Consider the following 26,822-nt stretch of genomic DNA (forward strand, 5'->3'; position numbering starts at 1 on the left):
GGACTATGCTATCGCATTACCTGGAACACGCGGAAGGCTTCGTGTTTCGGCCGCTGAAGTTCGTGAACATTGTTCGGCAAACGCCCAGCTAGGAATGCCGAAGGCAACCCCTCGCCTTCCGAAACGGAATTCCAGTAGGCCGCGCGAGACGCGTGCTTGCAGATCAACACGTAGTCCACACCCAGGTCGGCAAGGCGCTGGCCCGTCTCAGCCGGGTCCGACCGGAAAAGATCAATCTGTGCCAGGTTTCCCGCCTCATTGCGGTGATAATTACCGCCAAGCACCGAATGATGCGTGAAACGCAGGATGTTTGCCGCGAAGTTAAAGCCGGTCACACTCAACCCCGAAGGCAGATCATTTAGCGGGTCGTAGGCCTCCTGGGTATTGCAAGACTTCGAGAACACTTGCGGCCCGGCCGCGCTGTTCTCGGTCGTGGGTTGCCTAAGAGAAACATAGAACCGTTCGATGGTCGTTCCGGTCTTGGGCAGCATGAAGATGAAAAACACCATCATCAGGACCCCCCAGAAACGACTCCTCTGCGCTTTATACTTCAGGAACATGGCGCCAAGCACCTGCGCCTGAACCACTATGAGTGAAATGGCTAGAAACGCGCTCATCCGGGATTGGTACAAAAAGAGCGTTAGACTGGCACTCATAAGGAAAACCAACAGAAGATAATCAATCCGCGTGTCACGGGCGCGCGACAAATATAGCCCAGCAAGAATCGTAAAAACGGATACCCCAAACAAAGCGATCTTTTGCCCCGTATGGCGCGACAAGGTCGCAAAAGGTGCTTGCGCCTCGGTGATCTGGCTCAGCCAGAATTCTTGCATGGGTTGCGACATCTGACTGATGGGATTTTGCAGGCAGTACGGTGCAAACACATATGCGAAACCCAGGGCCAGAACTCCAAGGGACAGCAATGAGACTGCGCGCGCCCATAGCGACCATGCCGACGCAACGGCCCCGAGTCCCAACAGCCCAAGTCCTGCAAGCCCAGCAGGCAAAGCGACGCTAAGCGTCAGAGCATCACATCCGGGAAAGAAGAAGCTGTCGGCTGAGGTGGTTGCAACGCTCACCGCCAAAAGCGTGACTGCAAGCGCAGCTCCAAAGGCCATCAGGCGCGTACGAGCCTGTTCGCCCAACAATACCCAGTCAACGGCGAAGAAAGCCCCAATCAGTCCCAGATGCATCAGCGATTCAGCGCCTATCGACATCGACAGCGCAAGAAAAACGCCAAGCCAGATGCTTGCTCTCAATCGGGTTTTCCGCTCCACAAAGAACATCACTGAAAAGACGTACAGCATGATCTGCAAGCCGTGATGATCGAACGAGAAGTAGGTGTATTTCTTTGTGCCTTCCAAAGCCAAAGCGCCAAAGATCAGCGCCGAGATTGCCCCCTGACGCCCACCCAACGCTCCCGCTGTCACGACAAGGGCCCATAGGGTCGCCATCACCAAAATAGACGGCCAGACAATCGCTGTGACGTGAAGCGCAGCAGGCTCGGACAAGACAAGGCTGAACAACAAGTAGAGCGCTGCGATCGGCGCATCAACCAGCCGCGACCAGTGCATAAGCGTACCGTCGTTGGGACCCAGCCTATGCTGATACAGGTCGAGCCACCCCTGCCCGTTCAGCAGGTCGCTAACCACCACCCAGCGCAGCACGTCATCTGATCGGCCCTCATAATGGCTTAGCGCCGTCAACATTGACAGAATGACACAGACCGCGACAAGAAGGCGCCAGACAATCCCGTCGTCCTGAACCCTATAGGGTCGTGGGAAACCGTTCATGAAAGAATGCTCTGCGCTGTTTCGCCAAAAAATCCAGCTTCGCTTCTGTCACAGGCTTGCGGCAAAAACGTGTCAGCTAACGCTTTCTTCTTCGAGATGCAGTTTCATCTCAATCAGAACCTGCTGCAAAAGGCTGGTTTCCTTCAGCAGGCGCTTGGCTTCATTGACGGTGATGATCCCGTCTTCGATGGCCGCCTGATACTCGGTCATCAGCATGGCAAACCGCTGGCTCAGGGCGATGACATCCGCGTTCACGCCACCTGTACGCGGAGAATCCGTGTTGCGATCCCCGTAGGACAGGGTGATGTTCTTCAGGTCCGCCAGCGCCGAGGTAACATGCGGATAGTTGGCCGCGTTCTCTAGCCGCGCCACTGCGTCGACGGGCATGAACCGATCCGCGTGTTCCGAGTTGTCCGAATAGTAGCGGCCGAGCGTTGCCTTTGATTTGCCCGTGATCTCGCACGCGGCTTCGATCCCGACATCTTTCACCAAGGCTTCGGTGTGTTTCTTAAGATAGGCCCCGATATCTGCCATAGTTCTACCCTTGCTACCTGCGCGCGCCGCCCCTTCTGTCCGTTTTGGGGGAAAGCATAGGGAAATTTCCCATAACCGAGTCATAATTGAAATGCCATAAATTGACTATCCCTCAGATATGCGAGGGTTTTGTGAGTGAGTGGCGGCCGTTCAGTGCCGGTAATGAGTAATCGTGAGGCAATATTGTTCAGCCTCACTCCGTTTTGGTCACATGTTGACCGATGGCGTCGCTGTTGCATGCGCAAGGTTCCATCCCCAAAGAGCATCTGCTCGGCCTCTGCAATGGTAACGGCGACGTCGCTTCCCTCTGATCGATTGATGGGTTGTTCGATTGGCGTCGGCGCTTTAGACCCGCCGCATGGCTAAACTGTATTTCAACTACTCGACCATGAATGCGGGCAAATCGACCGTATTGCTGCAGGCCTCGCACAATTACCGTGAGCGCGGCATGAAGACCTATCTGATGACCGCTGCCGTGGACGGGCGCGCTGGTGTGGGGCGGATCGCCTCGCGTATCGGGATTTCCGAAGAAGCCGATACCTTCCGGCCGGACGATGACGTTTTTGCCATGATCGAAACGCGCCAGAAGGCCAATCCGATCGCCTGTGTCTTCGTGGATGAGGCCCAGTTCCTGTCCGAGGATCAGGTCTGGCAACTAGCCCGCGCCGTGGATGACCTGAAGCTCCCTGTGCTGGCCTATGGCTTAAGGGTAGATTTCCAGGGCAAACTCTTCCCCGGCTCAGCCGCCCTACTGGCCTTGGCCGATGAGATGCGCGAGGTCCGCACCATCTGCGAATGCGGACGCAAAGCCACGATGGTGATTCGGCAGGACGAGAATGGCCGTGCGATCACCGAGGGTGCCCAGGTTCAGATCGGCGGGAACGAGACCTATGTCTCGCTCTGTCGCAAACACTGGCGCGAGGCGGTCGGCGACTAGACCGGATTCGGCAAGTCGTGCCCGGCGACAAAGGCGGCCACATTGTCCAACGCCATATGCCCCATGCCGGTTCGCACCTCTTCGGTGGCAGTGCCAAGATGCGGCAGAAGGGTGACGTTCTGCATCTCGCGCAGTGCCTGCGGCACCACCGGCTCGAACTCGTAAACATCCAGCCCGGCCCCCGCGATCTGGCCTGCTTGCAGCGCGCTGATCAGAGCGGCCTCATCCACCACTTCACCCCGCGCGATATTCACCAGAATGGCCGAGGGGTTCATGGCCTCGAGCACTGGGGCATTGATCAGATGGCGCGTCTCAGCCCCGCCCGGAACGGCCAGAACCAAGAAATCGACCGAGGCCGCAAGTGCCGAGAGATCGGGGATGTACTCGGCCTCAAACTCCAACTGCTTGGCACTGCGGGATTGATAAGCGACCTGCATGCCAAACCCGAAGTGACAGCGCCGCGCGATGGCCTGACCGATGCGGCCCATGCCGACGATGCCGACTCGCTTGCCGGTGACATGATGCCCCAGCATTTCCGTGGGATGCCAACCCTGCCAGTTTTCAGCCCGCACCAGACGTTCCCCCTCACCCGCGCGCCGCGCAGTCGAGAGCAACAAGGTCATGGCGATATCGGCAGTCGCATCTGTGACCGCGCCGGGCGTGTTGGTGACAGCGATGCCCAAGGCGCGTGCGGCCTCGACATTGATGTGATTGTAGCCGACGCCGAAATTGGCCAACAGCTTACAGCGCGGCTCGGGTACTTTGGCGAAGATCTCGGCCGAGAACAGGTCGCCCAGAGTGGGTACGACCACGTCATAGTCCTGCAACGCCCGCACCATCTCATCGTCGGACAGCGGCGTGGTTGCGGGACGAATCTCAACATCGAACTCGGCGGCTGACCGTGCTTCGACCGCCGATGTCATTGGTCGCGTGATCCAGAGTTTCATCAGTGCATCCTTCCGCCAACGGGGACTTTGCCATCCGGGCCGATCAACACGATCTCACCGTTTTCATCCGGCAGGCCAAGGACCAGAACCTCGGACATGAATTTCCCGATCTGGCGCGGAGGGAAGTTGACCACAGCCATCACCTGTTTGCCGATTAGCGTCGACGGATCGTAATGCGCGGTGATCTGGGCCGAGGTCTTGCGCTCACCAATCTCATCGCCGAAATCGATCCACATCTTGATCGCAGGCTTGCGGGCTTCGGGATAGGGCTCGGCGCGGATGACCTCACCTACGCGGATGTCGACTTTCAAGAAGTCGTCGAAGGAAATCTCACTCACGGCCCAACTCCTTGGAACGGTCGGTCGCGGCCTTGACGGCGCGGTGCAGCAGGTTCGGGAAACCTTCTGCTTCGTGCATCAGAACCTCTAGCGCGGCCTGTGTCGTGCCATTGGGCGAGGTCACGTTGACCCGCAGCTGCGAGGGGTCTTCCTCGGCGGCCATGGCCAAGGCGCCGGCGCCGGCTACCGTGGATTTCGCCAGTTTCATGGCCAGCTCATGCGGCAGACCCTGCGCCTGCCCTGCGGCGGCCAGCGTTTCGATCAGGTGGAACACATAGGCGGGGCCAGAGCCGCTGACGCCCGTGACCGCATCTATCTGAGCCTCGTCCGACAGACGCACGGTTTCGCCTATCGCCGACAGCAAGTTTTCCGCGAGGTCCAAATCGTCGCCGGACACATGTGCGTTGCCGATCATCGCCGTGATACCCTGACGGATCGCCGCCGGTGTGTTCGGCATGGCCCGCACAATCGGTGTGCCCTCACCCAGCACGTCCTCAAATGTCGCAATCGAGGTGCCCGCTGCAACGGAGACAAACAGGCTGCCACCGCCACCGAAGGCCTGAATCGCAGGCAGCGCCTCACCCATCATTTGCGGTTTGACGGCCACCAACACGACTGCGGGGGATTCGGGCAGTGGCGTGTTGATGTTGACGCCCTGCGCTTTCAACCAGTCCGAGGGGTAAGGATCAATCACCCAAACGGAAGCGGCGGGCAGGCCGTGATCCAGCCAACCCGCCAACATCGCGGACCCCATCTTTCCGCATCCCAATAACACAAGGCCCTGCTCGGCCACGCGCGACATGTCCATCTGTGCCCCTCCCCTATTCAACGGTTCAGGGCAAAGGTTTACGCTCGGCCGTAGGCCTCTGCAATGGCGACTTGCATCGCCTCTTCCGGGTCGCGATTGCCCCAGGTGACCAGCTGAATCGCCGGGTAGTAGCGCTCGGCGCTTAGCACCGCAGCGTTGATCATCGTGTCGATCTGATCGGGGCTTGCGGTCTGACCACCGGCCAGAACCAGACCGTAGCGATAGACCATCAGCTTCTGGTTCGCCCAATAGGTAAACGCGCCCGCCCAGCACTGATCATTCATCTTGTTGAGCAGCTCGTACAGCTCACTCTCCCGCTCGGCGGGAGGCTCCATCTCGAACGAGCAAACCATGCGCAGTGTTTCGTCATAGTTGGACCAGGCCAGCGTGATCGAATAGGTCCGCCACTGCCCTTCGACAGCCATGGCGATCTGATCGTCGCCGATGCGGTCAAAATCCCAGTCGTGATGTTCGGCCAGATGTTCAACAATATCGATTGGATGAAGGTCTTCTTCGAGAAACTGCTCGGAAAGGGCCATAATGCCACCTCACTACTCTCTAGCATTTCGGGGCTGGCAGCGCCCCAGCGCTAGTTGCCTGCTCTACAAGCCGGGCTTCCCCCGTAGGCCTGTACCAAATATGGTGCGCCGCAAGAGGTGGTCTGGCAACCCCATTTCTTGGGGATAAAAGCAATAAGTTGTGGACAGTCGGCAACGACGATCAAAATATTGGCGTCTTGTGCAGCTTTGTCTTGATTAATTTCTGCAAGGCGGCATGATACACAACACCGCACAATCCGGCCTTGGATTGCGCGGCGCTAACCTTGTCTTCAAAATCTGGATATCAGCGTTACTTGTCCAGTTTCGCCTCAAGCGCGGCGATGCGCGCCTCAAGCGCGGCGTTCTCTTCGCGGGCCTTTTGGGCCATGGCGCGCACAGCGTCGAATTCTTCACGCGTAACGAAATCGCGGTCAGCCAGCCAACGGTCGATCATCGATTTCATCGCATTCTCGGCCTCTTCGCGTGCGCCCTGCGCCACACCCATGGCGTTGGTCATCAGCTGGGAAACGTCGTCGAGGATCTTGTTGCGGGTTTGCATGGCTTTTCTCCGAAATCGCGGTTGTATCCTATATGGGGAAGGATTGGCGCAGGCTCAAGGTTGACTTGCCCTGCAAACCCCGGGCAATGAGACGCACATGCAGGCTGTTCTGAATTTCCCCGATCTGTCGCCCGAGCTGTTCTCGATCTCACTGTTCGGGATGGAGTTCGCGCTCAGGTGGTACGCGCTGGCGTATATTGTAGGCATCCTGATTGCCTGGCGCCTGGCCGTGATGGCCCTGCGGCGCCCGGCCCTTTGGCGCAATGAAACGCCACCCATGAAGCCTGAGCAGTTGGATGATCTGCTGACCTGGATCATCATCGGTGTGATTCTGGGTGGGCGTCTGGGCTTTGTGCTGTTTTATCAACCGGCCTACTACTTGTCGCACCCGGCAGATATCCTGAAGGTCTGGCAAGGGGGGATGGCCTTTCACGGCGGGCTGCTGGGGGTGATTGTCGCCTCATACCTCTATGGTCGCCGTCACAACATTCCGAACCTGTCGCTAGGCGATTTGGTGGCCTATACCGTCCCGCCCGGCCTGTTGCTGGGGCGGCTTGCCAATTTCATCAACGCCGAGCTTTGGGGCCGACCAAGCGAGCTGCCATGGGCCGTGATCTTTCCCGGCTTCGCAGCGCAGGACTGCCCGGGTGTCGTGGCCGGTATGTGCGCCCGTCACCCCTCGCAGCTATACGAAGCCGCGCTTGAGGGTGTACTATTGGGCGCTGTCCTTCTGTGGTTGGCATATCGGCGCGGCGCGTTCCGAAAACCCGGCCTGATCATGGGCGTTTTCCTCGCAGGCTACGGGGCATCCCGCTTCGTGGTCGAGTTCGTCCGTCAGCCCGATGCGCAGTTCATCTCGCCCGGCAACCCGCTTGGACTGGCGTGGCATATCGGCGGCTACGGCCTGACAATGGGGCAAATCCTGTCTCTACCAATGATTACCTTAGGCCTGTGGTTCGCCCTGCGCGCCCGGCGAACGGCATGAGCCTGCACGAACTCCTGATCGCCCGAATCCGGCAAGACGGCCCGATGACGCTGGCCGATTACATGACCGAATGCCTGCTGCACCCAACTTTGGGCTATTACTCCACGCGCGACCCGTTTGGTGCTCAGGGCGATTTCACCACCGCGCCTGAAATCAGTCAGATGTTCGGCGAGTTGATCGGCATATCACTGGCGCAAAGCTGGATGGATCAGGGGCAGCCATCCACGTTTGCGCTGGCCGAACTCGGACCGGGTCGCGGTACGCTGATGGCGGATATCCTACGGGCAACCCGCACGGTTCCCGGTTTCCATGATGCGGCCAAGGTTGTTCTATTGGAGGCCTCCGAGACGCTTCGCAACGTGCAAAAGGCAACCCTGATAGATCACAACCCGCAGTGGATCAGCGATGTGGCGGAACTGCCGGACTTGCCGATGTTTCTGGTGGCAAATGAGTTCTTTGACGCCCTGCCCATCCGCCAATTCCTGCGTGATGGCGCCACTTGGTGCGAACGATTGATCGGAGAGGCCGATGGCGCGCTGAGTTTTGGCCTTGGCCCCGCTGCGCCGCATACTGCGCTGCAGGACAGGCTGTCCGATACGCGAGACGGGGATCTCGTCGAACTCTGCGCACCTGCCATTCCGATTCTAACCATCCTCGCCTGCCGAATCGCGCAGAACGGAGGGGCTGCTCTGATCGTGGACTATGGTGACTGGCGCTCGCTTGGCGATACGCTTCAGGCCCTAAAGGCGCATGAACGTGCGGACCCTCTGCAAACCCCCGGCCAAGCAGACCTGACCGCGCATGTGGATTTTGAGCCCCTGGCGCTGGCTGCGAAGGCCGCAGGCTGTGCTCATACCTGCCTGACACCACAGGGTATTTTTCTGGAACGTCTGGGAATCACCGCCCGTGCACAGGCTCTGGCCAAGGGTATAGGCGGCTCCAAGCTTGATGAACTGGTGGCCGCACATCGCCGGTTGACGCATGTCGATGAAATGGGAAATCTGTTCAAAGTGCTGGGCCTCTACCCGCCCCAAGCTGCGCCTCCACCGGGACTTGAACCATGACCTTGGAAATTCTCACGTCGGATATGCTGGCCCCCGTAAAACACGGCTTTTTCAGCCGTAGAGGCGGCGCATCCTCGGGCGTCTTCGCGGGATTGAACTGCGGTTATGGATCATCCGATCAGACCGAGATCGTCGCCCTGAATCGCCGACGGGTTGCTGACGCGATGGATGTCACGCTAGAGGCGCTGGTTGGTATTCATCAGGTTCATTCGCCCGATGTGCTGACGGTGGATGCGCCCCTTACGGGTGACAAACCCAAGGCGGATGCGCTCGTGACCGCCACGCCCGGGTTGGCTCTGACAATTCTGACCGCGGACTGCCAGCCTGTGCTTTTCTGCGACCCTGACGCGAACGTGATCGGCGCCGCCCATGCTGGCTGGCGTGGCGCTTTGGACGGCGTGTTGGAGGCCACATTGGACGCGATGGAGGCATTGGGCGCCACGCGCGAAAACACGCGTGCCGTGATCGGGCCATCCATTTCGCAGGCGGCCTATGAGGTCGGCCCCGAGTTTCTGGATGCTTTCATGGCGGAGTCCTCGGAGAACAGCCGATTCTTCGCCAATGGCACCGAGGATCGGCTGCAATTTGATTTGCCAGCCTTTGGTCTGCATAAACTGCGCCAAGCGGGTGTCGGGCAGGCAGAATGGACCCGGCATTGCACGTATTCCGATCCAGATCGCTTTTATTCATACCGCCGGACAACACACGCCAAAGAGGCGGACTACGGGCGGTTAATTTCGGCGATCAGATTGTAGATTAGGCCCCAATTAAGGCAAAACCGCCACCTTTCCGCCACATTTATTGTGTTTACCTGACACAGAATCGTAGTGAATTTTGTGCCAGTACTCAGAAGGTTATCTGTCTTTGCCGACAAATGAATGCTGGCACCTCAAACAGAGGAACCGCCAACCTTTATTTTTTGTCCGTTTTTGATCCCGGTTAAGCCTTATCCCTGCCGCAAACCTGCGGCACGTTAAGTCTACACACACGGAATGAGGCTCAGACCTCCGATCGAGCAGGACCAGAAAATGAAACAGAAATCTCGCTTTCTCAGCGCGGTCATTCAGGCCGCACAGGACCCGAAACTGGACATGCCGTGGAAGCGAGTGTCAAGCCATTCTGTCAGGGTTGCCCGCCGTCTGGCGACGCGACGCTGAAACAGAAAGCCAACGGAACCAAGCTGCCGGTTCCATTTGGTCAACGCGCACCGGGTAGTGCTCCGGTCCGATGTGCGTGGGATGCAAAGAAAAATGCATCCTGAGTTCGGAGCGTGTTTGCGGGCATTTTCGCCCGCGCAGTACGAGTTTGTCTGGGGGGTCAATGGATTGACCAATGGAATGCGAAATTGCTTCGCTGTGCGCTGCGGCCATAGCCGGTGCCCAAGGGTTACCCATTTATTTCAAGACAAAGAACCGAACCGACAGATGGGCCTGCATGGGGGTATGCCCCGTCTGATCCGGTTCTAAAAGGAACGGAATATTTATGACTATTCCAAAATCACTGGCCATTGCTGCCAGAAATGCTGTCGAAACCTCGGCATTGCTCCGCGACACTCCGCGGCCGACTACAAAACAGAAAGCCCAGCTGCGCCGTTACGAAGTGAGCGCCCTGCTCAAAAACGGAGACATTGCGCAAACCCGGCATATCGCACCGGCCCTGCCGATGTTCGAGGACGCCTTTTGCGCCTTCTCACGGGGGTCGCTTGTGGAAACCGAACAGGGGCCCATGGCGATCGAGGATCTGCTGCCCGGCGACACGGTACTGACGCAGGACGGAACCTCTGAGACCGTTTTGTGGAAAGGCTCTGTGACGCTGATACCGGGCCGCGAGGATTCGCGCGGGCGCACCCGTCCGTTGACCCGCATCATGGCTGATACGTTTGGCATGCAAAAACCGATGTCCGGTGTGATCGCAGGACCAGCCGCGCGTCTGCTTGGCACGCCAGCCCATTTGCGGCACCTGCATGGCGGGTCACCGATTCTGGCGCCTGTGGCCGAATTTCAGGACGGAATGGGTGTTGTGGAAACAATGCCTCCAACTCCAGTAGAATTGTTTCACATTTGCCTGAAAAAACACTCGGTCATCCGTGTAGACGGCTTGCCCTTTGAAACCTATCATCCAGGTGCTAATGCGGTTCGCATGATCAGCCATTCGTTACGGTCGATCTATCTGAACCTGTTCGCGCATATCGAATCGCTGAACGATTTTGGCCCGTTGCTTATGCCGCGCGCCGGAGACGGAGAGATCGACGCGATATCGGCGTGAATTGTTAAAGAGTACTGCAGAGTGGGGGCTTTATGCAGATTTTGATAGGATGGGCTTTGACCCTGGCGGTGGTGGCTATGCTGCCGCCCTGCCCAACAGAAACACGACGGATGTGGTTTACGCCGAGCGGTTCATTCGGTCTTCCAATACATCGAACGGGACGCCTGGCTCGTCTTTTGCGCCGCGGATAACAAGCGATGTCTTGACGCTGGCCACGTTTGGCGTGGTCAGCAGTTCGCCGGTCAGGAACTGCTGAAAACTGCTGAGGTCGGGCGCGACGCATTTCAGGATGAAGTCGACCTCGCCGTTCAGCATGTGACACTCACGGACCAGCGGCCATAGTCTGCACTGCTCCTCGAACGCGCTGAGCTCCGACTCCGCCTGGCTGTCCAATCCAACCATCGCAAAGACTTGAACCTCAAACCCAAGCTCGCGGGCGTTCACTTCGGCGTGGTAGCCGGTGATATAGCCCGATTCCTCCAAAGTGCGCACACGGCGCAAGCACGGAGGGGCCGAGATACCGACCCTTTTGGCCAGTTCTACATTGGTCATGCGACCGTCCGCCTGCAATTCCGCCAGAATCTTGCGATCAATTTCATCCAGCCGGGTCGTGACCATAAAACGCTCCTGATTTTTCGGTTCTTATATCAGCACCCAGCCCACGCGCAATAATGTTTCGTAGCTGCGCAATTTTCTTTGTTTTCAGATCGCTCATTTGCGCAGGGCCATACCGACAAGGCATATCAGGTTCCCTTCATGAAGGGGCTTTAAGCCCTGCCCGCCCATCGCTATATCCTTGCGACGGGCAAAAGGCCCAAATCAGGCAGTTCGAGCGGGGGTACCATGGCCGACACACGACACACCAAGGTTCTGATCATCGGGTCGGGACCCGCAGGCTATACAGCCGGGGTTTATGCAAGCCGCGCGATGCTGGAACCCATTCTGGTGCAAGGGATCGAGCCCGGCGGCCAGCTGACGACCACCACCGAGGTCGAAAACTGGCCCGGCGATACTGAGGTACAAGGCCCCGATCTAATGGTCCGCATGCAGGACCACGCCAAGGCGATGGGCTGTGAGGTCATCGGCGACATCATCAACGATCTGGATGTCTCGAAACGTCCCTTCACCGCAAAAGGGGATAGCGGCACGGTTTACACTGCCGATGCGGTCATTCTGGCGACCGGTGCGCGGGCCAAATGGCTTGGCGTGCCGTCGGAAGAGAAATTCAAAGGCTTCGGCGTCTCGGCCTGTGCGACCTGCGACGGGTTCTTCTACCGCGGGCAAGAGATCGTTGTAATCGGCGGCGGCAATACCGCCGTGGAAGAAGCGCTGTTCCTGACCAATTTCGCCAGCAAGGTGACCCTGATCCACCGCCGCGACGAGTTACGGGCGGAAAAGATCCTGCAGGATCGCCTGATGAAGAATGAAAAGATCGAACCGCTCTGGTTCCACGAACTGGACGAAGTCATCGGGACCGATGCGCCCTTGGGCGTCGAAGGCGTGCGCGTCAAGAACGTGAAAACGGGCGAAATCTCTGAAATCCCGTGCAAGGGCGTTTTTGTCGCCATCGGCCATGCCCCGGCCAATGAGTTGGTCAAGGACACGCTGGAAACCCATATGGGCGGCTATGTCGTAACCAAGCCAGGATCAACCGAGACCTCGGTTCCGGGTGTTTTCGCAGCCGGTGACCTGACAGATCACATCTACCGTCAGGCCGTCACCAGCGCAGGCATGGGCTGTATGGCTGCCCTGGATGCCGAACGCTTTCTGGCCGAACAGGACTAAGGGCCACAGGGTCAGGTCACACCGGCTTGACCCTATCCCCGCGCGGCCTCACACTGGTGCAAAACATGAGGGTCGCGCGTGGTCACAACGGACAACGCTCTTTGGCGTGGCGGGTGGTCAACCCGGCTTAGGATCGGCAGCGGGCTGGTCCTTTTTGTCTTTGCCTTATTCCATTTTCTGAACATCGGCCTCGGCCTGTTTCACACCGATTATCTGCATGGCATGCAAGACGGTCGAAAGGCCGTCACCCGCCACGACGCCATGAGCGCGCTTCTCTACCTTGCGCTGATCGTGCATTCGGGCCTTGCGCTAACGTCGATCATACAACGACGGACCTTGCGCATGCCGTTCAGCTCGGCCCTGCAAATCGTGCTGGGGCTGCTGATCCCGATCCAGCTGATCGTCCATATCATTCACACGCGCTACGCGCATGAGATCTACGATGTGAATGACGAAATGGGCTATATCATCATCCTGATGTGGCCAAGCTCTGCGATCTGGATGCAAAGCCTGCTCTTGCTGATCGTGTGGGTACATGGCTGCATCGGGTTGCACATGTGGCTGCGGTTGACACGGTGGTGGGGCAAGACCCTGCCCTACCTGATCGGTCTTGCGGTTTTTGTCCCCTGTTTCGCCTTGGCCGGTGTGCTGACCGAGGGGCGCCGCATCTGGGCCGATTTTGCCGATGACTTCCTGCGCGAACAGTATATCGAACACTATAACTGGCCCTCGGCCGAGGCCTTTGAGGCCATGTTCCGCGTCGAAGACAACGCCATGACGGGGTTTTGGGCCGCGCTCGGGGCCACGGCGGCCTTCTATCTTGGCCGCAAGCTGTGGCGTCGTCGGCACTCTGTACAGGTGACCTATGCCCGAGGCCCCGAGGTTTTTGCCGAGAAGGGCATGACGCTGCTTGAGATGTCTCAGGCCAACGGAATTCCGCATGCAGCCCTATGTGGCGGCAAGGGCCGCTGCACCACCTGCCGCGTGATCGTCGAAGATGGCGGAGATCACCTGCCCCCGCCCAGCGAGATCGAAGCCCGCAGTCTGGCCGCCGTTGGGGCCTCGGCCCAGACGCGCCTGGCCTGTCAGATGCGCCCGACCGAGCCGGTAAAGGTCTTTCGTGTTTTCCGCCCCGACGGGAAGCACGACAGAGCTCATGCCAGTCAGGGGCAGGAACGTCAGTTGGCCGTGCTGTTTCTAGATATGCGCGGCTTTACCGCCCGTACCGCTGGGCAATTGCCTTATGACATCGTCTTCCTGTTGAACCGTTTCTTCGACGCGATTGTGCCTTCGATCACCTCTCAGGGCGGGGTCGTCGACAAATATATGGGGGATGGGTTGCTGGCGGTTTTTGACAAACCCGGCCCCCAGCAATCCGCCCGCGCCGGTCTGAAAGCGGCAATTGAGATCAGCCATGCGCTGGAACAGTTCAACCGGCAGCTCTCATCCGAAGACAGCCCGCATATCCGCATCGGCATGGGGCTGCATCTGGGCGATCTAGTGCTTGGGGAAATTGGCGCGGCCGGCCATGCCGCGCAGACCATCATCGGGGACGCGGTGAATGTCGCCAGCCGCCTTGAGGCCGAGACAAAGCCGCTGGGGGTTGAGCTTCTGGTGTCGGCCGAGCTGCTACAGGCCGCCGAGATGGATATCTCGGACGATCGTATTCAGCCCTTCAAGCTGCGCGGCGTGTCCGAACCCGTTCCAGCCCTGCCGGTGCCCCGCGCCTCGGAACTTGAAAAGGCCTAAGACAACAGGAACACGCATACTTACTGTGGCACATTTGCGCTAGATTACCGGAACTTTGATCGCCGGTTTTCCACCGAATTGGAAAATTCTTCCAATCACAAGAAAAACCGCTCATATCATCCTTAGTTTTATCTGACCCTGTGGACTCTGACTCAGTGGCGGGGCACATGCCGTTTCAAATGCCAAGATCACACTGGCGCATCATCACATCGACAAGAGAATTCCGATGACAATGTTAAGCAACCTCGCCCCCATTCCCGAACTCTACGTATCTTATGACTCGGCCCAGAAGCTGAAGGTTGAGGCTGCGGATCTGACCAGCCATGACCTGTCTCCGCGCCAGATCTGCGATCTAGAACTGCTGATGAATGGCGGCTTCAATCCGCTGAAAGGGTTCCTGTCTGAGGCCGACTACGACAACGTGGTCGAGAACATGCGTCTGGCTGACGGCACGCTGTGGCCGATGCCGATCACGCTGGATGTCAGCGAAGAATTCGCCGAAAGCATCGAATTGGGCCAAGACATTGCCCTACGCGACCAAGAGGGCGTGATCCTCGGCACCATGACTGTGACCGACCGCTGGACCCCCGACAAATCGCGCGAAGCCGAGAAGGTCTTTGGCGCGGATGACGATGAGCACCCGGCCGTCAACTACCTGCATAACGTGGCAGGCAAGGTCTATCTGGGCGGTCCCGTTGTCGGCATTCAGCAGCCCGTCCACTATGATTTCCGTGGCCGACGCGACACACCGAACGAGCTGCGCGCCTATTTCCGGAAACTGGGCTGGCGCCGCATTGTTGCGTTCCAAACCCGCAACCCACTGCACCGCGCCCACCAGGAACTGACCTTCCGTGCCGCGAAGGAGGCGCAGGCCAACCTGCTGATCCACCCGGTTGTCGGCATGACCAAACCGGGCGACGTTGACCACTTCACCCGCGTGCGCTGCTATGAGGCGGTGCTGGACAAGTACCCGGCCTCCACCACCTCGATGTCGCTGATTAACCTGGCGATGCGCATGGCTGGCCCACGCGAGGCCGTTTGGCACGGCCTGATCCGCGCCAACCACGGCTGCACTCATTTCATCGTTGGCCGCGACCATGCTGGCCCCGGCAAGAACAGCCAAGGTGAAGATTTCTACGGCCCCTACGACGCGCAGGATCTGTTCCGCAAATATCAGGACGAAATCGGCGTTGAGATGGTTGACTTCAAGCACATGGTCTATGTGCAGGAACGCGCCCAGTACGAGCCAAATGACGAGATCCTCGACAAGGACAATGTCACGATCCTGAATATCTCGGGCACCGAACTGCGCCGCCGTTTGGCCGAAGGTCTGGAAATCCCCGAATGGTTCAGCTTCCCCGAGGTTGTGGCCGAGCTGCGCAAAACCAAACCGCCACGCAGCCAACAGGGCTTTACCGTGTTCTTCACCGGCTTCTCGGGTTCGGGTAAGTCCACCATCGCCAACGCGCTTATGGTCAAGCTGATGGAGATGGGCGGCCGCCCCGTGACGCTGCTGGATGGCGACATCGTGCGTAAGAACCTGTCGTCCGAGTTAGGCTTCTCAAAGGAGCACCGCGACCTGAACATCCGTCGCATCGGCTATGTCGCGTCCGAGATCACCAAGAACGGCGGTATCGCCATCTGTGCGCCGATTGCGCCCTATGCGACCACCCGCCGGGCCGTTCGGGAAGAGATCGAACAGTTTGGTGCCTTCTGCGAGGTTCACGTGGCCACCAGCATCGAAGAATGCGAACGCCGCGACCGCAAGGGCCTTTATAAACTGGCCCGCGAAGGCAAGATCAAAGAGTTCACGGGCATCTCAGACCCTTACGACGTGCCCCAGAACCCCGAACTGAGCGTCGAAACCGAGAATGTCGAGGTCGACAACTGCGCTCATCAGGTTCTGCTGAAGCTCGAGAGCATGGGCCTGATCGCTGCGAACTAAGCGGTTGAGATAAACCAGATTGGAAACGGCCTCCGGTCACCGGGGGCCGTTTTTCGTGCAAAACAACGACCGAGATTGACAAAAATGCGTGGCCTTGATGCAGTCAACCCAGTCAAGTTCGCCACAGTCAATCCACGATGCACCCCCTTACTCAAATCGCCAGCTTCTGGTTTGGCTCCGATCTCAGCTGGCTTGAGGCGTTATGCATTCAATCCTATCTGGACCATGGCCATTCCTTCACCCTCTATGCGGCGCATGACATCGCGCACGTCCCGAATGGCGTCGACCTGCGGCACGCGTCCGAGATACTGTGGCCCGCCCCTTTCGCGTTACGTCCCGAAGATCGGCTAGGCGTTGCGGTTTTTTCGGACATTTTCAGGCTGAAGTTGCTGGAACGTACAGATTTCATCTGGGTAGATCTGGATGCGCTCTGTCTGAAGCCTTTCGATTTTGCGTCCCCTTTTGTCTTCGCCCCCTCTCAATCCGGCAAGTTTCCCAATGGGGTGCTCCGTCTGCCGCAAGAGTCCCAAACGCTTGCGCAGATGCTGGCATTTGTCGCCTCGGCCAACCCGACCCAACCCTGGCGCGGGGCCAAGCTGCGCAGACGCAACGAGCAGCGTATCGCTGAGGGTGAAACCTGGGGGATCGAGGCGCTGCCCTGGGGATGCTCCGGCCCGAAGGCGCTGGGGCATTTTCTGCGTGAGACCGGAGAGGACATCCACGCAATGTCCGCCGATACGTTCTACCCGCTGGCGAATGAGGCGCTTTGGAAGCTGCACGACCCCTATCTGCCCCCATCCACTATTGAACGAGACGGGGTACATTCCGTGCATGTCTTTGGGCATCAGAAGAAATTCATGGCCCAACAGACTGCGGGCCTGCCGGTGCGGGGATCGTTTCTCAGCACGCTATGCGCGCGTCACGGGATTGACCCACAAGACAACCCAATCGCACCGATGGCTTGGATGGGGTTTTAACCGGACGCGCCCGATAGCTCATGCCGCAGAGCGCGCACGGCGCGTTCTTCGAACTGACCGTAATCTGCAGCTGCGTCCTGAGTCGCCTTCAGATGGGGCAGACGCTGGGCATAGTCTTCTTCGGATGCAGACTGAATCGCTTGCTGTATATCTGCCTGTGTCTCGCAGAGGATCATCCCAGAAGTCTCCATGAAATCCCCGATATTCGGGCAACCCCAGTAAATCGGGACCGTTGCGCAGAGGATCGAGTCGATCAGTTTCTCCGAGAAGTAATTCCGCTCTCGAACATTCTCGATTACGACCGAATAGCGGTAAGGGGCCAAACCATCCGATTTCTGATCGAAAGGCGTGTATCCCCGCCCCATGATGTCCACATCGGCCCCGGTTTCGCGGATCCAATCTATAACGTCATGGCGTAGCTGGTGGCCCACGAGGTCCCGCTTGGCCGAGGCGATCAGCGAACAGGATTTGACCTTCTCAGCCTGTAGCTCCTGCCAGTCCGGCACCATGGTCACGCCATAGGGCAGAAACACAGCATTGGGCAGGTTTTCCAGTAGAACGTCGTGAAAGGTGAACACCCTAAAGAACCGCCGCCATGTCAGGCGCAGCTGTCGGTCATGTTTGGCGTGGATGGCCGAAGGCTCGCCCATCATCAGCGAAATTCGCGCCTTCGTGCCACGCCGCAACCGCCAATGGACCGTCGAATTGGGATACATGATCAGATGATCTGTCGGCGCGAGGTCCCCGACCGTTTTACCCAGCAAACGATCCGGGCAGCCCTCGTGCCAGATCAGCTCGGACAGAGGCACCTCGGCCAGTTTCGGGCCCAGACGGTGGCCGTAGGGTAAAACAGCAATCGATTGGGTCATTGATCCGTCTCAGGCAAGTCGACCTGTCCGCGCATCAGAACATAGCCTTGCCCCGCCACCTTGATCCCGGTCATGGCATCGCTTGGGCCGACGCGCGTCACCGTTGCCTGCCCCGGACGCCCCATGTCATGGCCCTGTTCAGCGATGAATTGGTCTTTCTCCATAAGCCCGTATTTCCAAAGATAAGCCGCCATCGCGCCCGTCGCAGAACCTGTGAAAGGGTCCTCGTGTGGGCTGGGCGGTGCCAGCAGCAGGCGTGAGAACGTATCCCCTTGTGTCGTCGCTCCCTGCAAGCTGACCAAAAACGGCTCTGCCATATCGGAACCAGAAAATCCCGCTAATGCAGCCACCTCGCGCAAAGGACCTTCGGCCAACCGCGCCGCGCGTAACGCTTCGTGATCCCGCAGCACCGTGATACAGAACGGCAACCCGGTAGAGACAAATCGCGGCGGAGAGATGATGGCCTCTTCGGGCAGCGAAATCGCGCTGGCAACCAGATCGGCGGGAACATGTGCTCCAAATTCCGGCGCAACCTGCGTCATCTCTATCGCGTCACCGTTCAGACGAATAGCGACAAGCCCCGCCCCGGTTTCCAAAGTCAGAGAGTCGCCCTCAACCAGACCACGCGACCGAAGTGCCTCGACCGTTGCGATGGTCGGATGACCGGCAAAGGGGATTTCACGACTGGCCAGAAAATACCGTACCCGGATATCGGCCACATCCGACGGGCCGGTAAAGGTACACTCAACCAGAGAGGTTTCGCGCACATAGGCCATGCAGACCTCATCCGACAGGTGGGCCGCGCCATGGACTACGGCGCAGCCATTTCCACCAAAGGCTTTGTCGGTAAAGGCATCCACCCAGTCAAAATCGAACCAGCTCATCCAGCGTTTCCTTACATGAACATGTCATCCCGGATGCGATCCGGAGCTTGTGCATGTTTCGCTGGTGTCGGGCGGAATGTCACGCGCAAACGCGTGTGGCTGGGGCCGTTCAGTGAACGGCCACCGGCGAGAGATCATGCTCGCGGGCCAGCACAAAGGCCAGCTTGCGGTCGGCGACAAGCGCCAATTGCTGCCCGTCGGAGTCATGCACGGCGTACAGTTGATCCAGATCACCCGCCTGATCGCGCAGATCGCTGGGCAGATCGGCAACCTCAACCGTTTTGACATAGACGATACGATCGCCTTCGGTGTTGATTTCAATCGGTGTGTTCATTGCTCTTACCCCTTCCGTATGTTGATTGTCTGCACCACGGTTTCCGGCACGGCGCGGGTCAGATCCACATGCAGCAGACCGTTCTCCATAATCGCCTCGCCCACCTCGACACCGTCGGCCAGCACGAACATGCGCTGGAATTGACGCGCCGCAATGCCGCGATGCAGGAAGATGCGCCCCTCGCTGTCGTCGCGTTGACGGCCCCGGATCACCAGTTGGCGGTCCTCGATGGTGATCGACAGATCCTCTTCCGCGAACCCGGCCACCGCCAGAGTGATGCGGTAGGAATAGTCCGAGGTTTGTTCGATGTTGTAGGGCGGATATCCTTCGTTGCCAGCCTTTGCAGACCGTTCCAGAAGGCGTTCCAATTGCTCGAACCCCAACAAATGCGGGTATGAGCCCAAGGTAAGTTTTGACACGTGTTCTCGTCCTTTTATGTCAAAGCGACGTTCTGGGCGGCCCCGTTCTGGCAACCGCACAAGATAGAATATGGGAAGAAACCCGGATGTCCACAAGGTCTGGCGCGATAACGTCTTGCACACTATCTTGTTGGGGACGCACCACAACAAGCCCGAGTCGCCAATGAACGCGCCCACTGACCTTTCCATGAAAACCGACGAAGTTCTGCGGGTTGAGCTGGAGGTTTTTCGCCGTCAGCACCGGGATCTTGATGAGGCGATCGAGGCGTTACAGGCCACCGGCACATCCGATCAATTGACGATCAAACGCTTGAAAAAGCAGAAACTGCGGCTGAAAGACATCATCCGCCTGATCGAGGATCGCCTGACCCCCGACATCATCGCCTGACGCATTGCCTCGCATGCGGATTTGGCTATAGTGCGCGCTCTTTCGAACGGCAGGGACGCAAGCGGATGAGCGATGTGAAAGTGGGGATCATCATGGGCAGCCAATCGGATTGGCCCACGATGAAAGAAGCCGCCAATATCTTGGATGAATTGGGCATCGCGTATGAAAAACGCATCGTTTCGGCCCACCGCACGCCTGATCGTCTATGGGATTACGGCAAGACCGCTGCGTCGCGCGGTTTGCATGTGATCATCGCGGGCGCTGGCGGGGCCGCACATTTGCCCGGCATGATGGCATCGAAAACCCGCGTGCCAGTGATCGGCGTTCCGGTTCAGACGCGGGCTTTGTCGGGCGTCGACTCGCTGTATTCGATCGTTCAGATGCCGAAAGGATTTCCTGTGGCGACCATGGCAATCGGCGCGGCCGGTGGGGCCAATGCGGGCCTGATGGCGGCTGGTATTCTGGCCTTGCAGGACAGCGCTCTGGCCGAACGGTTGGACGCGTGGCGTGAGGCTCTGTCGGCCTCGATTCCGGAGGAGCCTGTCGATGAGTGACGCTCTGCAACCCGGTGCCCGGATCGGAATCCTGGGCGGAGGCCAATTGGGCCGGATGCTGTCGGTCGCTGCCTCCCGCTTGGGGTTTGTGACGCATATATTTGAGCCGGGCGCGAACCCGCCTGCGGCGCAAGTCGCCGACCGCGTGACAACCGCGCCGTATGACGACGCCGACGCGCTGCGCGCCTTCGCCGACTCGGTCGATGTCATCACCTACGAGTTCGAGAACATCCCAACCGAGGCGCTGGACCTGCTGGAAGCCCACCGCCCAATCCGTCCGGGACGCGAGGCTCTGCGGGTCAGTCAGGACCGGCTGACTGAGAAAAATTTCCTGCAAGCTCTGGGCCTCAACACAGCACCTTTTGCGGACGTCACCGATCTGGCAAGCCTGAATACGGCCATTGAGGAAATCGGCACACCCGCGATCCTGAAAACCCGCCGGTTCGGCTATGACGGCAAAGGCCAGGCCCGCCTGCGCGCGCCTGAGGACGCCGAGGCTGCTCTGGCCGATATGGCGGGCGCCCCCGCGATCCTTGAGGGGTTCGTGGAGTTTACGCACGAGATCTCGATCATCTCGGCCCGCGGGCTTGATGGTCAGGTCGCTTGCTTTGACCCCGGTGAGAACGTCCACCGCGACGGCATCCTGCACACCACAACGGTTCCTGCCCGCCTGCGTCCAGCGCAACGGACGGATGCAGTTCTGCTCGCGGCCAACATTCTGAATGCTTTGGACTATGTGGGCGTGATGGGGGTGGAGCTGTTCGTCACACCCTCGGGCCTTATCGCGAACGAAATTGCACCTCGGGTGCATAACTCGGGCCACTGGACGCAGAATGGCTGCGCCGTCGACCAGTTTGAGCAGCATATTCGCGCCGTGGTCGGATGGCCCTTGGGCGACGGGCAGCGGCACTCGGACGTGGTGATGGAGAATCTGATCGGCGACGATATGGACCGCGTGCCAGAGCTGGCGAAGGAGCGGGACGTCGCCTTGCACCTGTACGGCAAGGCCGAGGTCAAGCCGGGCCGGAAGATGGGTCACTTCAACCGCATCGCCCGCTGAGGGAAATCACGCAGTCTGCGCGATGCCTCCGGCGAAGGTACTTTTAGAACAGAAGAGCAGGCGGTCAGGCGAAAAATCTGGCCGCGATGTCGCCGGACATATGGCTAACACGCCCGCCAGCAAAGGTGGCGGCGACGCGGTGGGTTTTTGCATCCAGAATGACGATATCGGCGCGTTGACCCGGCATCAGCGTGCCGCGATCTTTCAGGTCGAGAACCCGCGCGGGACCGGATGAGACCAGCGCCCAGGCCGCCGCAAAATCCAGCAACCCGCTTTTTGCCAACATCAATGCGGCGCGGCGTGGGCTGGGGTAGTGGTAGTCCGAGGCCAGCGCATCACACAGCCCCATAGCGATCAGGTCCAGCGCGCTGGCGTTGCCCTTATGGGAGCCTCCGCGCACCACGTTAGGCGAGCCGAGGATGATGTGATCTCCGGCCGCGCGTGCGGCTTCGGCTGCAGCGAGGGTTTCGGGGAATTCAGCGATCGAAACACCGCGTTTGCGCCATCCTGCGCGGGTCTCAGGCGTGGCATCATCATGGCTGCCCAAGCGCACGCCGCTTTGGGTCAAGTCAGCGCAAAGCGCGTCAAGTGCGGCGGGGACTTCATCGCTGCGGGCATGCATGGATAGCAGCATCTCAAAATGCACATCGGGGTTGCGCCCCGCTTTCAGGGCCTGCCCCGTCAGACGCGGAGGTTTTCGCCCTTCGGCCAGGCGGTCATGCGGCAGGTGGTCGTTGAAGACGACATAAGGCACCTGCCAATCCGCAACCTTTTCGGCCAGCTCGTTATAGTCGTCCAGCATATGCGTCTCGAACCGCAATTGCGGGATCAGATCCGTGACGGTGCTGTCCTTGACATCGGCAATCGCCTTGAACACCTGCGAGGCAAAATCCGGCCCACGCACCCCGCCTTCCCAGCTGTAGAACTGGGCCAGAACGCCGGTGGTGATCCCATTGGCGGCAAGCTCGGCCTCGACCGACAGGATACCTTCGTTCATCTGCTTCATGGCACCACGGCGCGGGGCAATATGACGTTCGAACCCGTCCCCATGCAGGTCGATTATGCCGGGCAGAACCAAATAGCCTGACAGATCAACGTGTCGCCCGGTCCGGTCGCCCTGTACGACCCCTTCGGCAATTGACAAATCGGCGCGCGACAACCCAGCCTCCGGCAGCAGAACCTCTGCTCCGGTCAACGTCAGTTCCAATGCCGTCATTCCGTGCGCTCCGAGTCCGGCTCCGAGCAATCCTGCCCGATACAGATCTCGTCAATGACGTCCATCACCCCATCAAGCCAAGTGATTTGCGGGTCGAACTGTCCAAATTCGATGAAGTGCAGCGCCTGGGCCATGACGCGGGGATTGTTCATCATAAAAGTATGCGTCACAGGCAGAACGATATGATCCGCCATACCTTCAACTCGGGTCGTGCGGATCGACACTTTGCCATCGTCTGGCCCATCAATCATCGACGAAAAGACCGGGTTCAGAGAGTTTTCACCCGCGATCACCCCAAGCTCGAACTCAACCGGGGGCAATTGGCGCGGGATGCCCTCGGGGCCTGTGCCCAACTGCAGCCCTGCCGGACCATTGAGGTAGCCGAACACCTCCCACGCGCCCAATTCATCAACCAATTGGCTGCCCTGATTGGGCGGCCCAAGCATGACAACGCGACCCAAATTCTCCGGCTCGTGATCCTGCAGCCAATAGCGCAACAGGATACCGCCCATGGAATGCGCCACGACATTTGCAGTGTCGTCCCCGCACTCGGCGAACGCATCGGGCAGAGTTTGCTCGGCCAGTTCCGGAATGCCCAGATCGGTCGACGGGTAACCCGGGCGAATGACTGTGTAGCCATGCACCTCGAACAATTGCTCCATCACCGAAAAGGACGCCTCGGTCCGAGCCAGCCCATGCAGCAGGATCACGCATTTCGCCTGGGCCGCAGCCGGGAGAAGGAGGAAAACTATGGCAAGCAAAACTCTCATACCCGCCAGATAAGGCCTATTTCGGCTCGGGGAAAGATGTGACCTCAGGTTCTGCGCTGTACTGCCAGCGCGATCCCGCCCAAAACCAACGCCGCGCCGATGATCAAGCGCATGCTTGCCACCTCACCCAACAGCAAAATTCCGGCAACGATTGCGATGACAGGGACGCTCAGCTGTACGACTGCCGCGACCGAGGGAGCAAGCTGCGGCAACACGCGATACCAAAGCGCGTAGCCAAGGCCCGAGGTCACGCCCCCGGACAGAGCCGCCAGAAAATAGCCAAATCCGGTCATCTGCCAAGTACCACCTGTCACCAGCAAGGCCATAGCCGTGACGGGTAAGGCGACAACGAAATTGGCCGCCGTGCCCTCCAAAGCGTTCGGTTCGGACCGTCCGGCCAAGGAATAGGCGGCCCAGCCGATCCCTGCCGCGACCATCAGAGCAGCCCCCAAGGCGTCCACCTGAACGGTCCCCGATGGCCAAAGCACATAGGCCAACCCGCCCAATGCGACCGCTGCGCCAGCCAATTGGCGCACCGTTGGGGTCGCTCCGGTCATAGCTCCGACTGCGAACATGGTGATCTGAACGACACCAAATAGGATCAACGCCCCCAACCCGGCGTCCAGCGTCAGGTAAGCCACAGAAAAACCAATCATATAGAGAGACAGTGACCCCGCCCCGATGATCCGACGTGGCGACCGAAGCGGCAGAACCTCGCCCTTCAAAAGAACCAACACGGCCAGAACCATCGCACCCGCCAGAACACGGACGACGGCGAACCATGCAGGATCGCTCGCCCCGCTCTCAATCGCCAGCCGGTTCAGAATCGAATTGGCCGCAAAGGCGCACATGGTCAGGGAGGTCAGAAGAAACAGTCTCATGAAACCCGCATAGCGCGTTGGCCACACTTTGCACACTCACTTTCCGGCTACGTGCAACGTCCAGTCTTCTTCTGTTCAAAAATACGTCCGCCGGAGGCATGGCCGCGCAGCGGGCATTCCAAACGCAAACGGGGCCGCCCAAAGGCGACCCCGCTCGTAAGCACTATGGCCCAAGCAGCTTACATCATGCCGCCCATGCCGCCCATGTCGGGCATGCCGCCAGCAGGTGCCGCGCCTTCTTTGGCGGGCTTGTCAGCAACCATTGCTTCGGTGGTGACCAGCAGACCAGCAACCGAGGCCGCGTCTTCCAGCGCGGTACGGACAACTTTGGCCGGGTCAATCACGCCGAACGAGAACATGTCGCCATATTCTTCGGTCTGCGCGTTGAAGCCGAACGATACATCGCCGGATTCACGGACTTTGCCCGCAACGACCGCACCGTCAACACCTGCGTTCTCGGCGATCTGGCGCAGCGGCGCTTCGATCGCTTTGCGAACGATGTTGATACCGGCGTTCTGGTCAGCGTTTGCACCTTCCAGAGTTTCCAGTGCTTTACCGGCCTGAACCAGAGCAACACCGCCACCCACAACAACGCCTTCCTGCACAGCAGCGCGGGTCGCGTTCAGAGCATCGTCCACACGGTCCTTACGCTCTTTCACTTCAACTTCGGTCATGCCGCCGACGCGGATAACAGCAACACCGCCTGCCAGTTTGGCAACGCGCTCTTGCAGCTTCTCACGGTCGTAATCCGACGAGGTTTCTTCGATCTGAGTGCGGATCTGAGCAACGCGTGCTTCGATCTCGGCTTTCTCGCCTGCACCGTCAACGATGGTGGTTTCGTCTTTGGTGATCTCGATCTTCTTGGCGGTGCCCAGCATGTCCATGGTGACGGACTCAAGCTTCATGCCCAGATCTTCCGAGATGACCTGACCGCCGGTCAGGATTGCGATGTCCTGCAACATGGCTTTACGACGATCGCCGAAGCCCGGTGCTTTGACAGCAGCAATTTTCAGGCCGCCGCGCAGTTTGTTGACAACCAACGTCGCCAGCGCTTCGCCTTCAACGTCTTCCGCGATGATCAGCAGCGGCTTTTGCGACTGGATCACCTGCTCGAGCAGCGGAACCATCGGCTGCAGCGAGGACAGTTTCTTTTCGTGCAGCAGGATCATGCAGTCGTCGAGTTCTGCGATCATCTTGTCTGCGTTGGTGACGAAGTAAGGCGACAGGTAGCCACGGTCGAACTGCATACCTTCGACAACATCAGTCTCGGTTTCCAGACCTTTGTTTTCTTCGACGGTGATGACGCCTTCGTTGCCAACCTTCTGCATCGCGTCTGCGATCTGCTGGCCGATTTCGGCTTCGCCGTTGGCCGAGATGGTGCCAACCTGAGCAACTTCTGCCGAGTCTTTGACTTCACGCGACGCGTCTTTGATGCCTGCAACAACTTTGGCAGTCGCCAGGTCGATACCGCGCTTCAGGTCCATCGGGTTCAGGCCAGCTGCAACCTGCTTCAGACCTTCGCGAACGATGGCTTGGGCCAGAACGGTTGCGGTGGTGGTGCCGTCGCCGGCTTCGTCATTGGTGCGGCTGGCGACTTCTTTCACCATCTGCGCGCCCATGTTTTCGAACTTGTCTTCCAGTTCGATTTCCTTGGCAACCGAAACACCGTCTTTGGTGATGCGCGGTGCGCCGAAGGATTTGTCCAGAACCACGTTGCGGCCTTTGGGGCCCAGGGTCACTTTAACAGCATCGGCCAGGATGTTCACACCTGCCAGCATGCGGTTACGGGCATCGGTGTCGAATTTGACGTCCTTTGCAGCCATGTCGTTTCTCCTTGAGAAATTAGTTGTAAATGAAGATCAGAGGAAGCGCGGCGGCTTACTCAATGATCCCCATGATGTCGCTTTCTTTCATCATCAGCAGCTCTTCGCCGTCGACCTGAACCTCGGTGCCCGACCATTTGCCGAACAGGATCTTGTCGCCAGCTTTGACCGCCATTGCGATCAGCTCGCCGCTGTCCTTGCGTGCGCCTTCGCCGGTTGCGACGACTTCGCCTTCGCTGGGCTTTTCTTTCGCGCTATCAGGAATGATCAGGCCGCCTGCGGTTTTCTCTTCGCTTTCTGTACGGCGAACCAGCACACGGTCATGAAGCGGTTTCAATGCCATCTTTGTAGCTCCTTGGGCTCAAAGTTTATCTATCCTCCCCCCGCCGACTGGCGAGG

The 26,822-nt window shown here is 59.0% G+C and carries 30 protein-coding genes; 13 read left to right on the plus strand and 17 right to left on the minus strand.

Annotated features, from left to right (window positions below; all coding sequences use genetic code 11):
- Positions 1-8: 8 nt before the first annotated feature.
- Both ACR0I8_RS16485 and ACR0I8_RS16490 read right to left on the minus strand, forming a co-directional pair.
- On the minus strand, positions 9-1,793 hold the full coding sequence (locus tag ACR0I8_RS16485) for a hypothetical protein (protein ID WP_170689264.1): 1,785 nt from the start codon (positions 1,791-1,793) through the stop codon (positions 9-11).
- 72 nt (positions 1,794-1,865) lie between these two features.
- Entirely contained in the window at positions 1,866-2,327 is a 462-nt protein-coding gene (locus tag ACR0I8_RS16490) for a hypothetical protein (RefSeq protein WP_170374695.1), read from the minus strand.
- 358 nt (positions 2,328-2,685) lie between these two features.
- Between ACR0I8_RS16490 and ACR0I8_RS16495 the strand changes: the two genes are divergently transcribed.
- Positions 2,686-3,264, plus strand: coding sequence for a thymidine kinase (locus tag ACR0I8_RS16495; RefSeq protein WP_170689263.1), 579 nt, complete (start codon positions 2,686-2,688; stop codon positions 3,262-3,264).
- Here the strand turns inward: ACR0I8_RS16495 and ACR0I8_RS16500 are convergent.
- The 5 genes from ACR0I8_RS16500 to ACR0I8_RS16520 all read right to left on the minus strand — a co-directional run bounded on the left by ACR0I8_RS16500 (position 3,261) and on the right by ACR0I8_RS16520 (position 6,455).
- A complete protein-coding gene (locus tag ACR0I8_RS16500; protein ID WP_170689262.1) occupies positions 3,261-4,211 on the minus strand; it encodes a 2-hydroxyacid dehydrogenase in 951 nt (316 codons plus the stop codon). The two genes, ACR0I8_RS16495 and ACR0I8_RS16500, sit on opposite strands and share 4 nt — an antisense overlap.
- Positions 4,211-4,549, minus strand: coding sequence for a tRNA-binding protein (locus tag ACR0I8_RS16505; protein ID WP_170492266.1), 339 nt, complete (start codon positions 4,547-4,549; stop codon positions 4,211-4,213). Before ACR0I8_RS16505 ends, ACR0I8_RS16500 begins: the two co-directional genes overlap by 1 nt.
- Positions 4,542-5,357 (minus strand): pyrroline-5-carboxylate reductase, encoded by an 816-nt coding sequence (proC, locus tag ACR0I8_RS16510; protein ID WP_170689261.1) that lies wholly within the window; start codon positions 5,355-5,357, stop codon positions 4,542-4,544. Before proC ends, ACR0I8_RS16505 begins: the two co-directional genes overlap by 8 nt.
- A gap of 38 nt (positions 5,358-5,395) precedes the next feature.
- Positions 5,396-5,896 (minus strand): type III secretion system chaperone family protein, encoded by a 501-nt coding sequence (locus ACR0I8_RS16515; protein WP_170468281.1) that lies wholly within the window; start codon positions 5,894-5,896, stop codon positions 5,396-5,398.
- A 310-nt stretch (positions 5,897-6,206) separates the two neighbouring features.
- Positions 6,207-6,455, minus strand: a complete 249-nt coding sequence (locus ACR0I8_RS16520) for an accessory factor UbiK family protein (RefSeq protein WP_050604795.1) — start codon at positions 6,453-6,455, stop codon at positions 6,207-6,209.
- Positions 6,456-6,552: 97 nt separating this feature from the next.
- Between ACR0I8_RS16520 and lgt the strand changes: the two genes are divergently transcribed.
- The 5 genes from lgt (at position 6,553) to ACR0I8_RS16545 (ending at position 10,769) form a co-directional block, all read left to right on the plus strand.
- Positions 6,553-7,440, plus strand: a complete 888-nt coding sequence (gene lgt / locus ACR0I8_RS16525) for a prolipoprotein diacylglyceryl transferase (RefSeq protein ID WP_170689260.1) — start codon at positions 6,553-6,555, stop codon at positions 7,438-7,440.
- Positions 7,437-8,504 (plus strand): SAM-dependent methyltransferase, encoded by a 1,068-nt coding sequence (locus ACR0I8_RS16530; RefSeq protein ID WP_170689259.1) that lies wholly within the window; start codon positions 7,437-7,439, stop codon positions 8,502-8,504. Before lgt ends, ACR0I8_RS16530 begins: the two co-directional genes overlap by 4 nt.
- A complete protein-coding gene (gene pgeF, locus ACR0I8_RS16535) occupies positions 8,501-9,259 on the plus strand; it encodes a peptidoglycan editing factor PgeF (RefSeq protein ID WP_170689258.1) in 759 nt (252 codons plus the stop codon). Before ACR0I8_RS16530 ends, pgeF begins: the two co-directional genes overlap by 4 nt.
- Positions 9,260-9,532: 273 nt before the next feature.
- Positions 9,533-9,661: a hypothetical protein gene (locus tag ACR0I8_RS16540; RefSeq protein WP_256439789.1), complete on the plus strand. Its 129-nt coding sequence runs from the start codon at positions 9,533-9,535 to the stop codon at positions 9,659-9,661.
- Between the two features lie 325 nt (positions 9,662-9,986).
- Entirely contained in the window at positions 9,987-10,769 is a 783-nt protein-coding gene (locus ACR0I8_RS16545; RefSeq protein ID WP_170637468.1) for a Hint domain-containing protein, read from the plus strand.
- Between the two features lie 117 nt (positions 10,770-10,886).
- Here ACR0I8_RS16545 and ACR0I8_RS16550 read toward each other — a convergent pair whose 3' ends face one another.
- Positions 10,887-11,387 (minus strand): Lrp/AsnC family transcriptional regulator, encoded by a 501-nt coding sequence (locus ACR0I8_RS16550; RefSeq protein ID WP_170374674.1) that lies wholly within the window; start codon positions 11,385-11,387, stop codon positions 10,887-10,889.
- A gap of 225 nt (positions 11,388-11,612) precedes the next feature.
- Between ACR0I8_RS16550 and trxB the strand changes: the two genes are divergently transcribed.
- The 4 genes from trxB (at position 11,613) to ACR0I8_RS16570 (ending at position 17,225) form a co-directional block, all read left to right on the plus strand.
- The gene (gene trxB, locus ACR0I8_RS16555; protein ID WP_170689257.1) at positions 11,613-12,554 is read left to right on the plus strand and encodes a thioredoxin-disulfide reductase; all 942 of its coding nucleotides are present in this window, start codon (positions 11,613-11,615) and stop codon (positions 12,552-12,554) included.
- Between the two features lie 78 nt (positions 12,555-12,632).
- Entirely contained in the window at positions 12,633-14,303 is a 1,671-nt protein-coding gene (locus ACR0I8_RS16560) for an adenylate/guanylate cyclase domain-containing protein (protein ID WP_480703405.1), read from the plus strand.
- Between the two features lie 226 nt (positions 14,304-14,529).
- Positions 14,530-16,248, plus strand: coding sequence for a bifunctional sulfate adenylyltransferase/adenylylsulfate kinase (locus ACR0I8_RS16565; RefSeq protein WP_170689256.1), 1,719 nt, complete (start codon positions 14,530-14,532; stop codon positions 16,246-16,248).
- Between the two features lie 137 nt (positions 16,249-16,385).
- Positions 16,386-17,225, plus strand: coding sequence for a hypothetical protein (locus ACR0I8_RS16570; RefSeq protein WP_170689255.1), 840 nt, complete (start codon positions 16,386-16,388; stop codon positions 17,223-17,225).
- Here ACR0I8_RS16570 and ACR0I8_RS16575 read toward each other — a convergent pair.
- The 4 genes from ACR0I8_RS16575 to ACR0I8_RS16590 form a co-directional block, all read right to left on the minus strand.
- Positions 17,222-18,094, minus strand: a complete 873-nt coding sequence (locus tag ACR0I8_RS16575) for a glycosyltransferase family 10 (protein ID WP_170689254.1) — start codon at positions 18,092-18,094, stop codon at positions 17,222-17,224. The genes ACR0I8_RS16570 and ACR0I8_RS16575 overlap by 4 nt on opposite strands.
- On the minus strand, positions 18,091-18,978 hold the full coding sequence (locus ACR0I8_RS16580) for a PhzF family phenazine biosynthesis protein (protein WP_170689253.1): 888 nt from the start codon (positions 18,976-18,978) through the stop codon (positions 18,091-18,093). Before ACR0I8_RS16580 ends, ACR0I8_RS16575 begins: the two co-directional genes overlap by 4 nt.
- 109 nt (positions 18,979-19,087) lie before the next feature.
- Positions 19,088-19,312, minus strand: coding sequence for a DUF1150 family protein (locus ACR0I8_RS16585; RefSeq protein WP_170374662.1), 225 nt, complete (start codon positions 19,310-19,312; stop codon positions 19,088-19,090).
- 5 nt (positions 19,313-19,317) lie between these two features.
- Positions 19,318-19,731, minus strand: a complete 414-nt coding sequence (locus ACR0I8_RS16590) for an Hsp20 family protein (RefSeq protein ID WP_170374660.1) — start codon at positions 19,729-19,731, stop codon at positions 19,318-19,320.
- Between the two features lie 163 nt (positions 19,732-19,894).
- On the opposite strand from ACR0I8_RS16590, the gene ACR0I8_RS16595 reads away from it, so the two are divergent.
- From ACR0I8_RS16595 to ACR0I8_RS16605, 3 genes are all read left to right on the plus strand, one after another.
- Positions 19,895-20,119 carry a YdcH family protein gene (locus tag ACR0I8_RS16595; RefSeq protein WP_037308505.1) on the plus strand — a complete coding sequence of 75 codons (225 nt, stop codon included), beginning with the start codon at positions 19,895-19,897 and terminating at the stop codon, positions 20,117-20,119.
- A 65-nt stretch (positions 20,120-20,184) separates the two neighbouring features.
- A complete protein-coding gene (gene purE / locus ACR0I8_RS16600) occupies positions 20,185-20,673 on the plus strand; it encodes a 5-(carboxyamino)imidazole ribonucleotide mutase (RefSeq protein WP_170374657.1) in 489 nt (162 codons plus the stop codon).
- Positions 20,666-21,733, plus strand: coding sequence for a 5-(carboxyamino)imidazole ribonucleotide synthase (locus ACR0I8_RS16605; RefSeq protein WP_170689252.1), 1,068 nt, complete (start codon positions 20,666-20,668; stop codon positions 21,731-21,733). Before purE ends, ACR0I8_RS16605 begins: the two co-directional genes overlap by 8 nt.
- Before the next feature lie 64 nt (positions 21,734-21,797).
- On the opposite strand, the gene ACR0I8_RS16610 is transcribed toward ACR0I8_RS16605, so the two are convergent.
- The 5 genes from ACR0I8_RS16610 to groES form a co-directional block, all read right to left on the minus strand.
- A complete protein-coding gene (locus tag ACR0I8_RS16610; RefSeq protein ID WP_170689251.1) occupies positions 21,798-22,949 on the minus strand; it encodes an alpha-D-ribose 1-methylphosphonate 5-triphosphate diphosphatase in 1,152 nt (383 codons plus the stop codon).
- Entirely contained in the window at positions 22,946-23,719 is a 774-nt protein-coding gene (locus ACR0I8_RS16615; RefSeq protein WP_170689250.1) for an alpha/beta fold hydrolase, read from the minus strand. Before ACR0I8_RS16615 ends, ACR0I8_RS16610 begins: the two co-directional genes overlap by 4 nt.
- Before the next feature lie 44 nt (positions 23,720-23,763).
- Positions 23,764-24,600, minus strand: a complete 837-nt coding sequence (locus ACR0I8_RS16620) for a DMT family transporter (protein WP_170689249.1) — start codon at positions 24,598-24,600, stop codon at positions 23,764-23,766.
- 179 nt (positions 24,601-24,779) lie between these two features.
- Positions 24,780-26,423, minus strand: coding sequence for a chaperonin GroEL (gene groL, locus ACR0I8_RS16625; RefSeq protein ID WP_170374649.1), 1,644 nt, complete (start codon positions 26,421-26,423; stop codon positions 24,780-24,782).
- A 55-nt stretch (positions 26,424-26,478) separates the two neighbouring features.
- Entirely contained in the window at positions 26,479-26,766 is a 288-nt protein-coding gene (gene groES, locus ACR0I8_RS16630; RefSeq protein ID WP_170352338.1) for a co-chaperone GroES, read from the minus strand.
- Positions 26,767-26,822: the final 56 nt, after the last annotated feature.

This window comes from Ruegeria sp. BG9 (assembly GCF_056538305.1).

What these genes read in the sequence shown, in the direction of transcription:
- ACR0I8_RS16550 (WP_170374674.1), bottom strand. Translation starts at nt 11,387, where the DNA reads ATGGTCACGACCCGGCTGGATGAAATTGATCGCAAGATTCTGGCGGAA.
- ACR0I8_RS16485 (WP_170689264.1), bottom strand. Translation starts at nt 1,793, where the DNA reads ATGAACGGTTTCCCACGACCCTATAGGGTTCAGGACGACGGGATTGTC.
- proC (WP_170689261.1), bottom strand. Translation starts at nt 5,357, where the DNA reads ATGGACATGTCGCGCGTGGCCGAGCAGGGCCTTGTGTTATTGGGATGC.
- ACR0I8_RS16500 (WP_170689262.1), bottom strand. Translation starts at nt 4,211, where the DNA reads ATGAAACTCTGGATCACGCGACCAATGACATCGGCGGTCGAAGCACGG.
- ACR0I8_RS16575 (WP_170689254.1), bottom strand. Translation starts at nt 18,094, where the DNA reads ATGACCCAATCGATTGCTGTTTTACCCTACGGCCACCGTCTGGGCCCG.
- lgt (WP_170689260.1), top strand. Translation starts at nt 6,553, where the DNA reads ATGCAGGCTGTTCTGAATTTCCCCGATCTGTCGCCCGAGCTGTTCTCG.
- ACR0I8_RS16530 (WP_170689259.1), top strand. Translation starts at nt 7,437, where the DNA reads ATGAGCCTGCACGAACTCCTGATCGCCCGAATCCGGCAAGACGGCCCG.
- trxB (WP_170689257.1), top strand. Translation starts at nt 11,613, where the DNA reads ATGGCCGACACACGACACACCAAGGTTCTGATCATCGGGTCGGGACCC.
- groES (WP_170352338.1), bottom strand. Translation starts at nt 26,766, where the DNA reads ATGGCATTGAAACCGCTTCATGACCGTGTGCTGGTTCGCCGTACAGAA.
- ACR0I8_RS16540 (WP_256439789.1), top strand. Translation starts at nt 9,533, where the DNA reads ATGAAACAGAAATCTCGCTTTCTCAGCGCGGTCATTCAGGCCGCACAG.
- ACR0I8_RS16565 (WP_170689256.1), top strand. Translation starts at nt 14,530, where the DNA reads ATGACAATGTTAAGCAACCTCGCCCCCATTCCCGAACTCTACGTATCT.
- ACR0I8_RS16610 (WP_170689251.1), bottom strand. Translation starts at nt 22,949, where the DNA reads ATGACGGCATTGGAACTGACGTTGACCGGAGCAGAGGTTCTGCTGCCG.
- ACR0I8_RS16495 (WP_170689263.1), top strand. Translation starts at nt 2,686, where the DNA reads ATGGCTAAACTGTATTTCAACTACTCGACCATGAATGCGGGCAAATCG.
- ACR0I8_RS16585 (WP_170374662.1), bottom strand. Translation starts at nt 19,312, where the DNA reads ATGAACACACCGATTGAAATCAACACCGAAGGCGATCGTATCGTCTAT.
- ACR0I8_RS16545 (WP_170637468.1), top strand. Translation starts at nt 9,987, where the DNA reads ATGACTATTCCAAAATCACTGGCCATTGCTGCCAGAAATGCTGTCGAA.
- groL (WP_170374649.1), bottom strand. Translation starts at nt 26,423, where the DNA reads ATGGCTGCAAAGGACGTCAAATTCGACACCGATGCCCGTAACCGCATG.
- ACR0I8_RS16605 (WP_170689252.1), top strand. Translation starts at nt 20,666, where the DNA reads ATGAGTGACGCTCTGCAACCCGGTGCCCGGATCGGAATCCTGGGCGGA.
- ACR0I8_RS16615 (WP_170689250.1), bottom strand. Translation starts at nt 23,719, where the DNA reads ATGAGAGTTTTGCTTGCCATAGTTTTCCTCCTTCTCCCGGCTGCGGCC.
- ACR0I8_RS16580 (WP_170689253.1), bottom strand. Translation starts at nt 18,978, where the DNA reads ATGAGCTGGTTCGATTTTGACTGGGTGGATGCCTTTACCGACAAAGCC.
- ACR0I8_RS16595 (WP_037308505.1), top strand. Translation starts at nt 19,895, where the DNA reads ATGAACGCGCCCACTGACCTTTCCATGAAAACCGACGAAGTTCTGCGG.
- purE (WP_170374657.1), top strand. Translation starts at nt 20,185, where the DNA reads ATGAGCGATGTGAAAGTGGGGATCATCATGGGCAGCCAATCGGATTGG.
- ACR0I8_RS16570 (WP_170689255.1), top strand. Translation starts at nt 16,386, where the DNA reads ATGCACCCCCTTACTCAAATCGCCAGCTTCTGGTTTGGCTCCGATCTC.
- ACR0I8_RS16520 (WP_050604795.1), bottom strand. Translation starts at nt 6,455, where the DNA reads ATGCAAACCCGCAACAAGATCCTCGACGACGTTTCCCAGCTGATGACC.
- ACR0I8_RS16620 (WP_170689249.1), bottom strand. Translation starts at nt 24,600, where the DNA reads ATGAGACTGTTTCTTCTGACCTCCCTGACCATGTGCGCCTTTGCGGCC.
- ACR0I8_RS16515 (WP_170468281.1), bottom strand. Translation starts at nt 5,896, where the DNA reads ATGGCCCTTTCCGAGCAGTTTCTCGAAGAAGACCTTCATCCAATCGAT.
- ACR0I8_RS16490 (WP_170374695.1), bottom strand. Translation starts at nt 2,327, where the DNA reads ATGGCAGATATCGGGGCCTATCTTAAGAAACACACCGAAGCCTTGGTG.
- pgeF (WP_170689258.1), top strand. Translation starts at nt 8,501, where the DNA reads ATGACCTTGGAAATTCTCACGTCGGATATGCTGGCCCCCGTAAAACAC.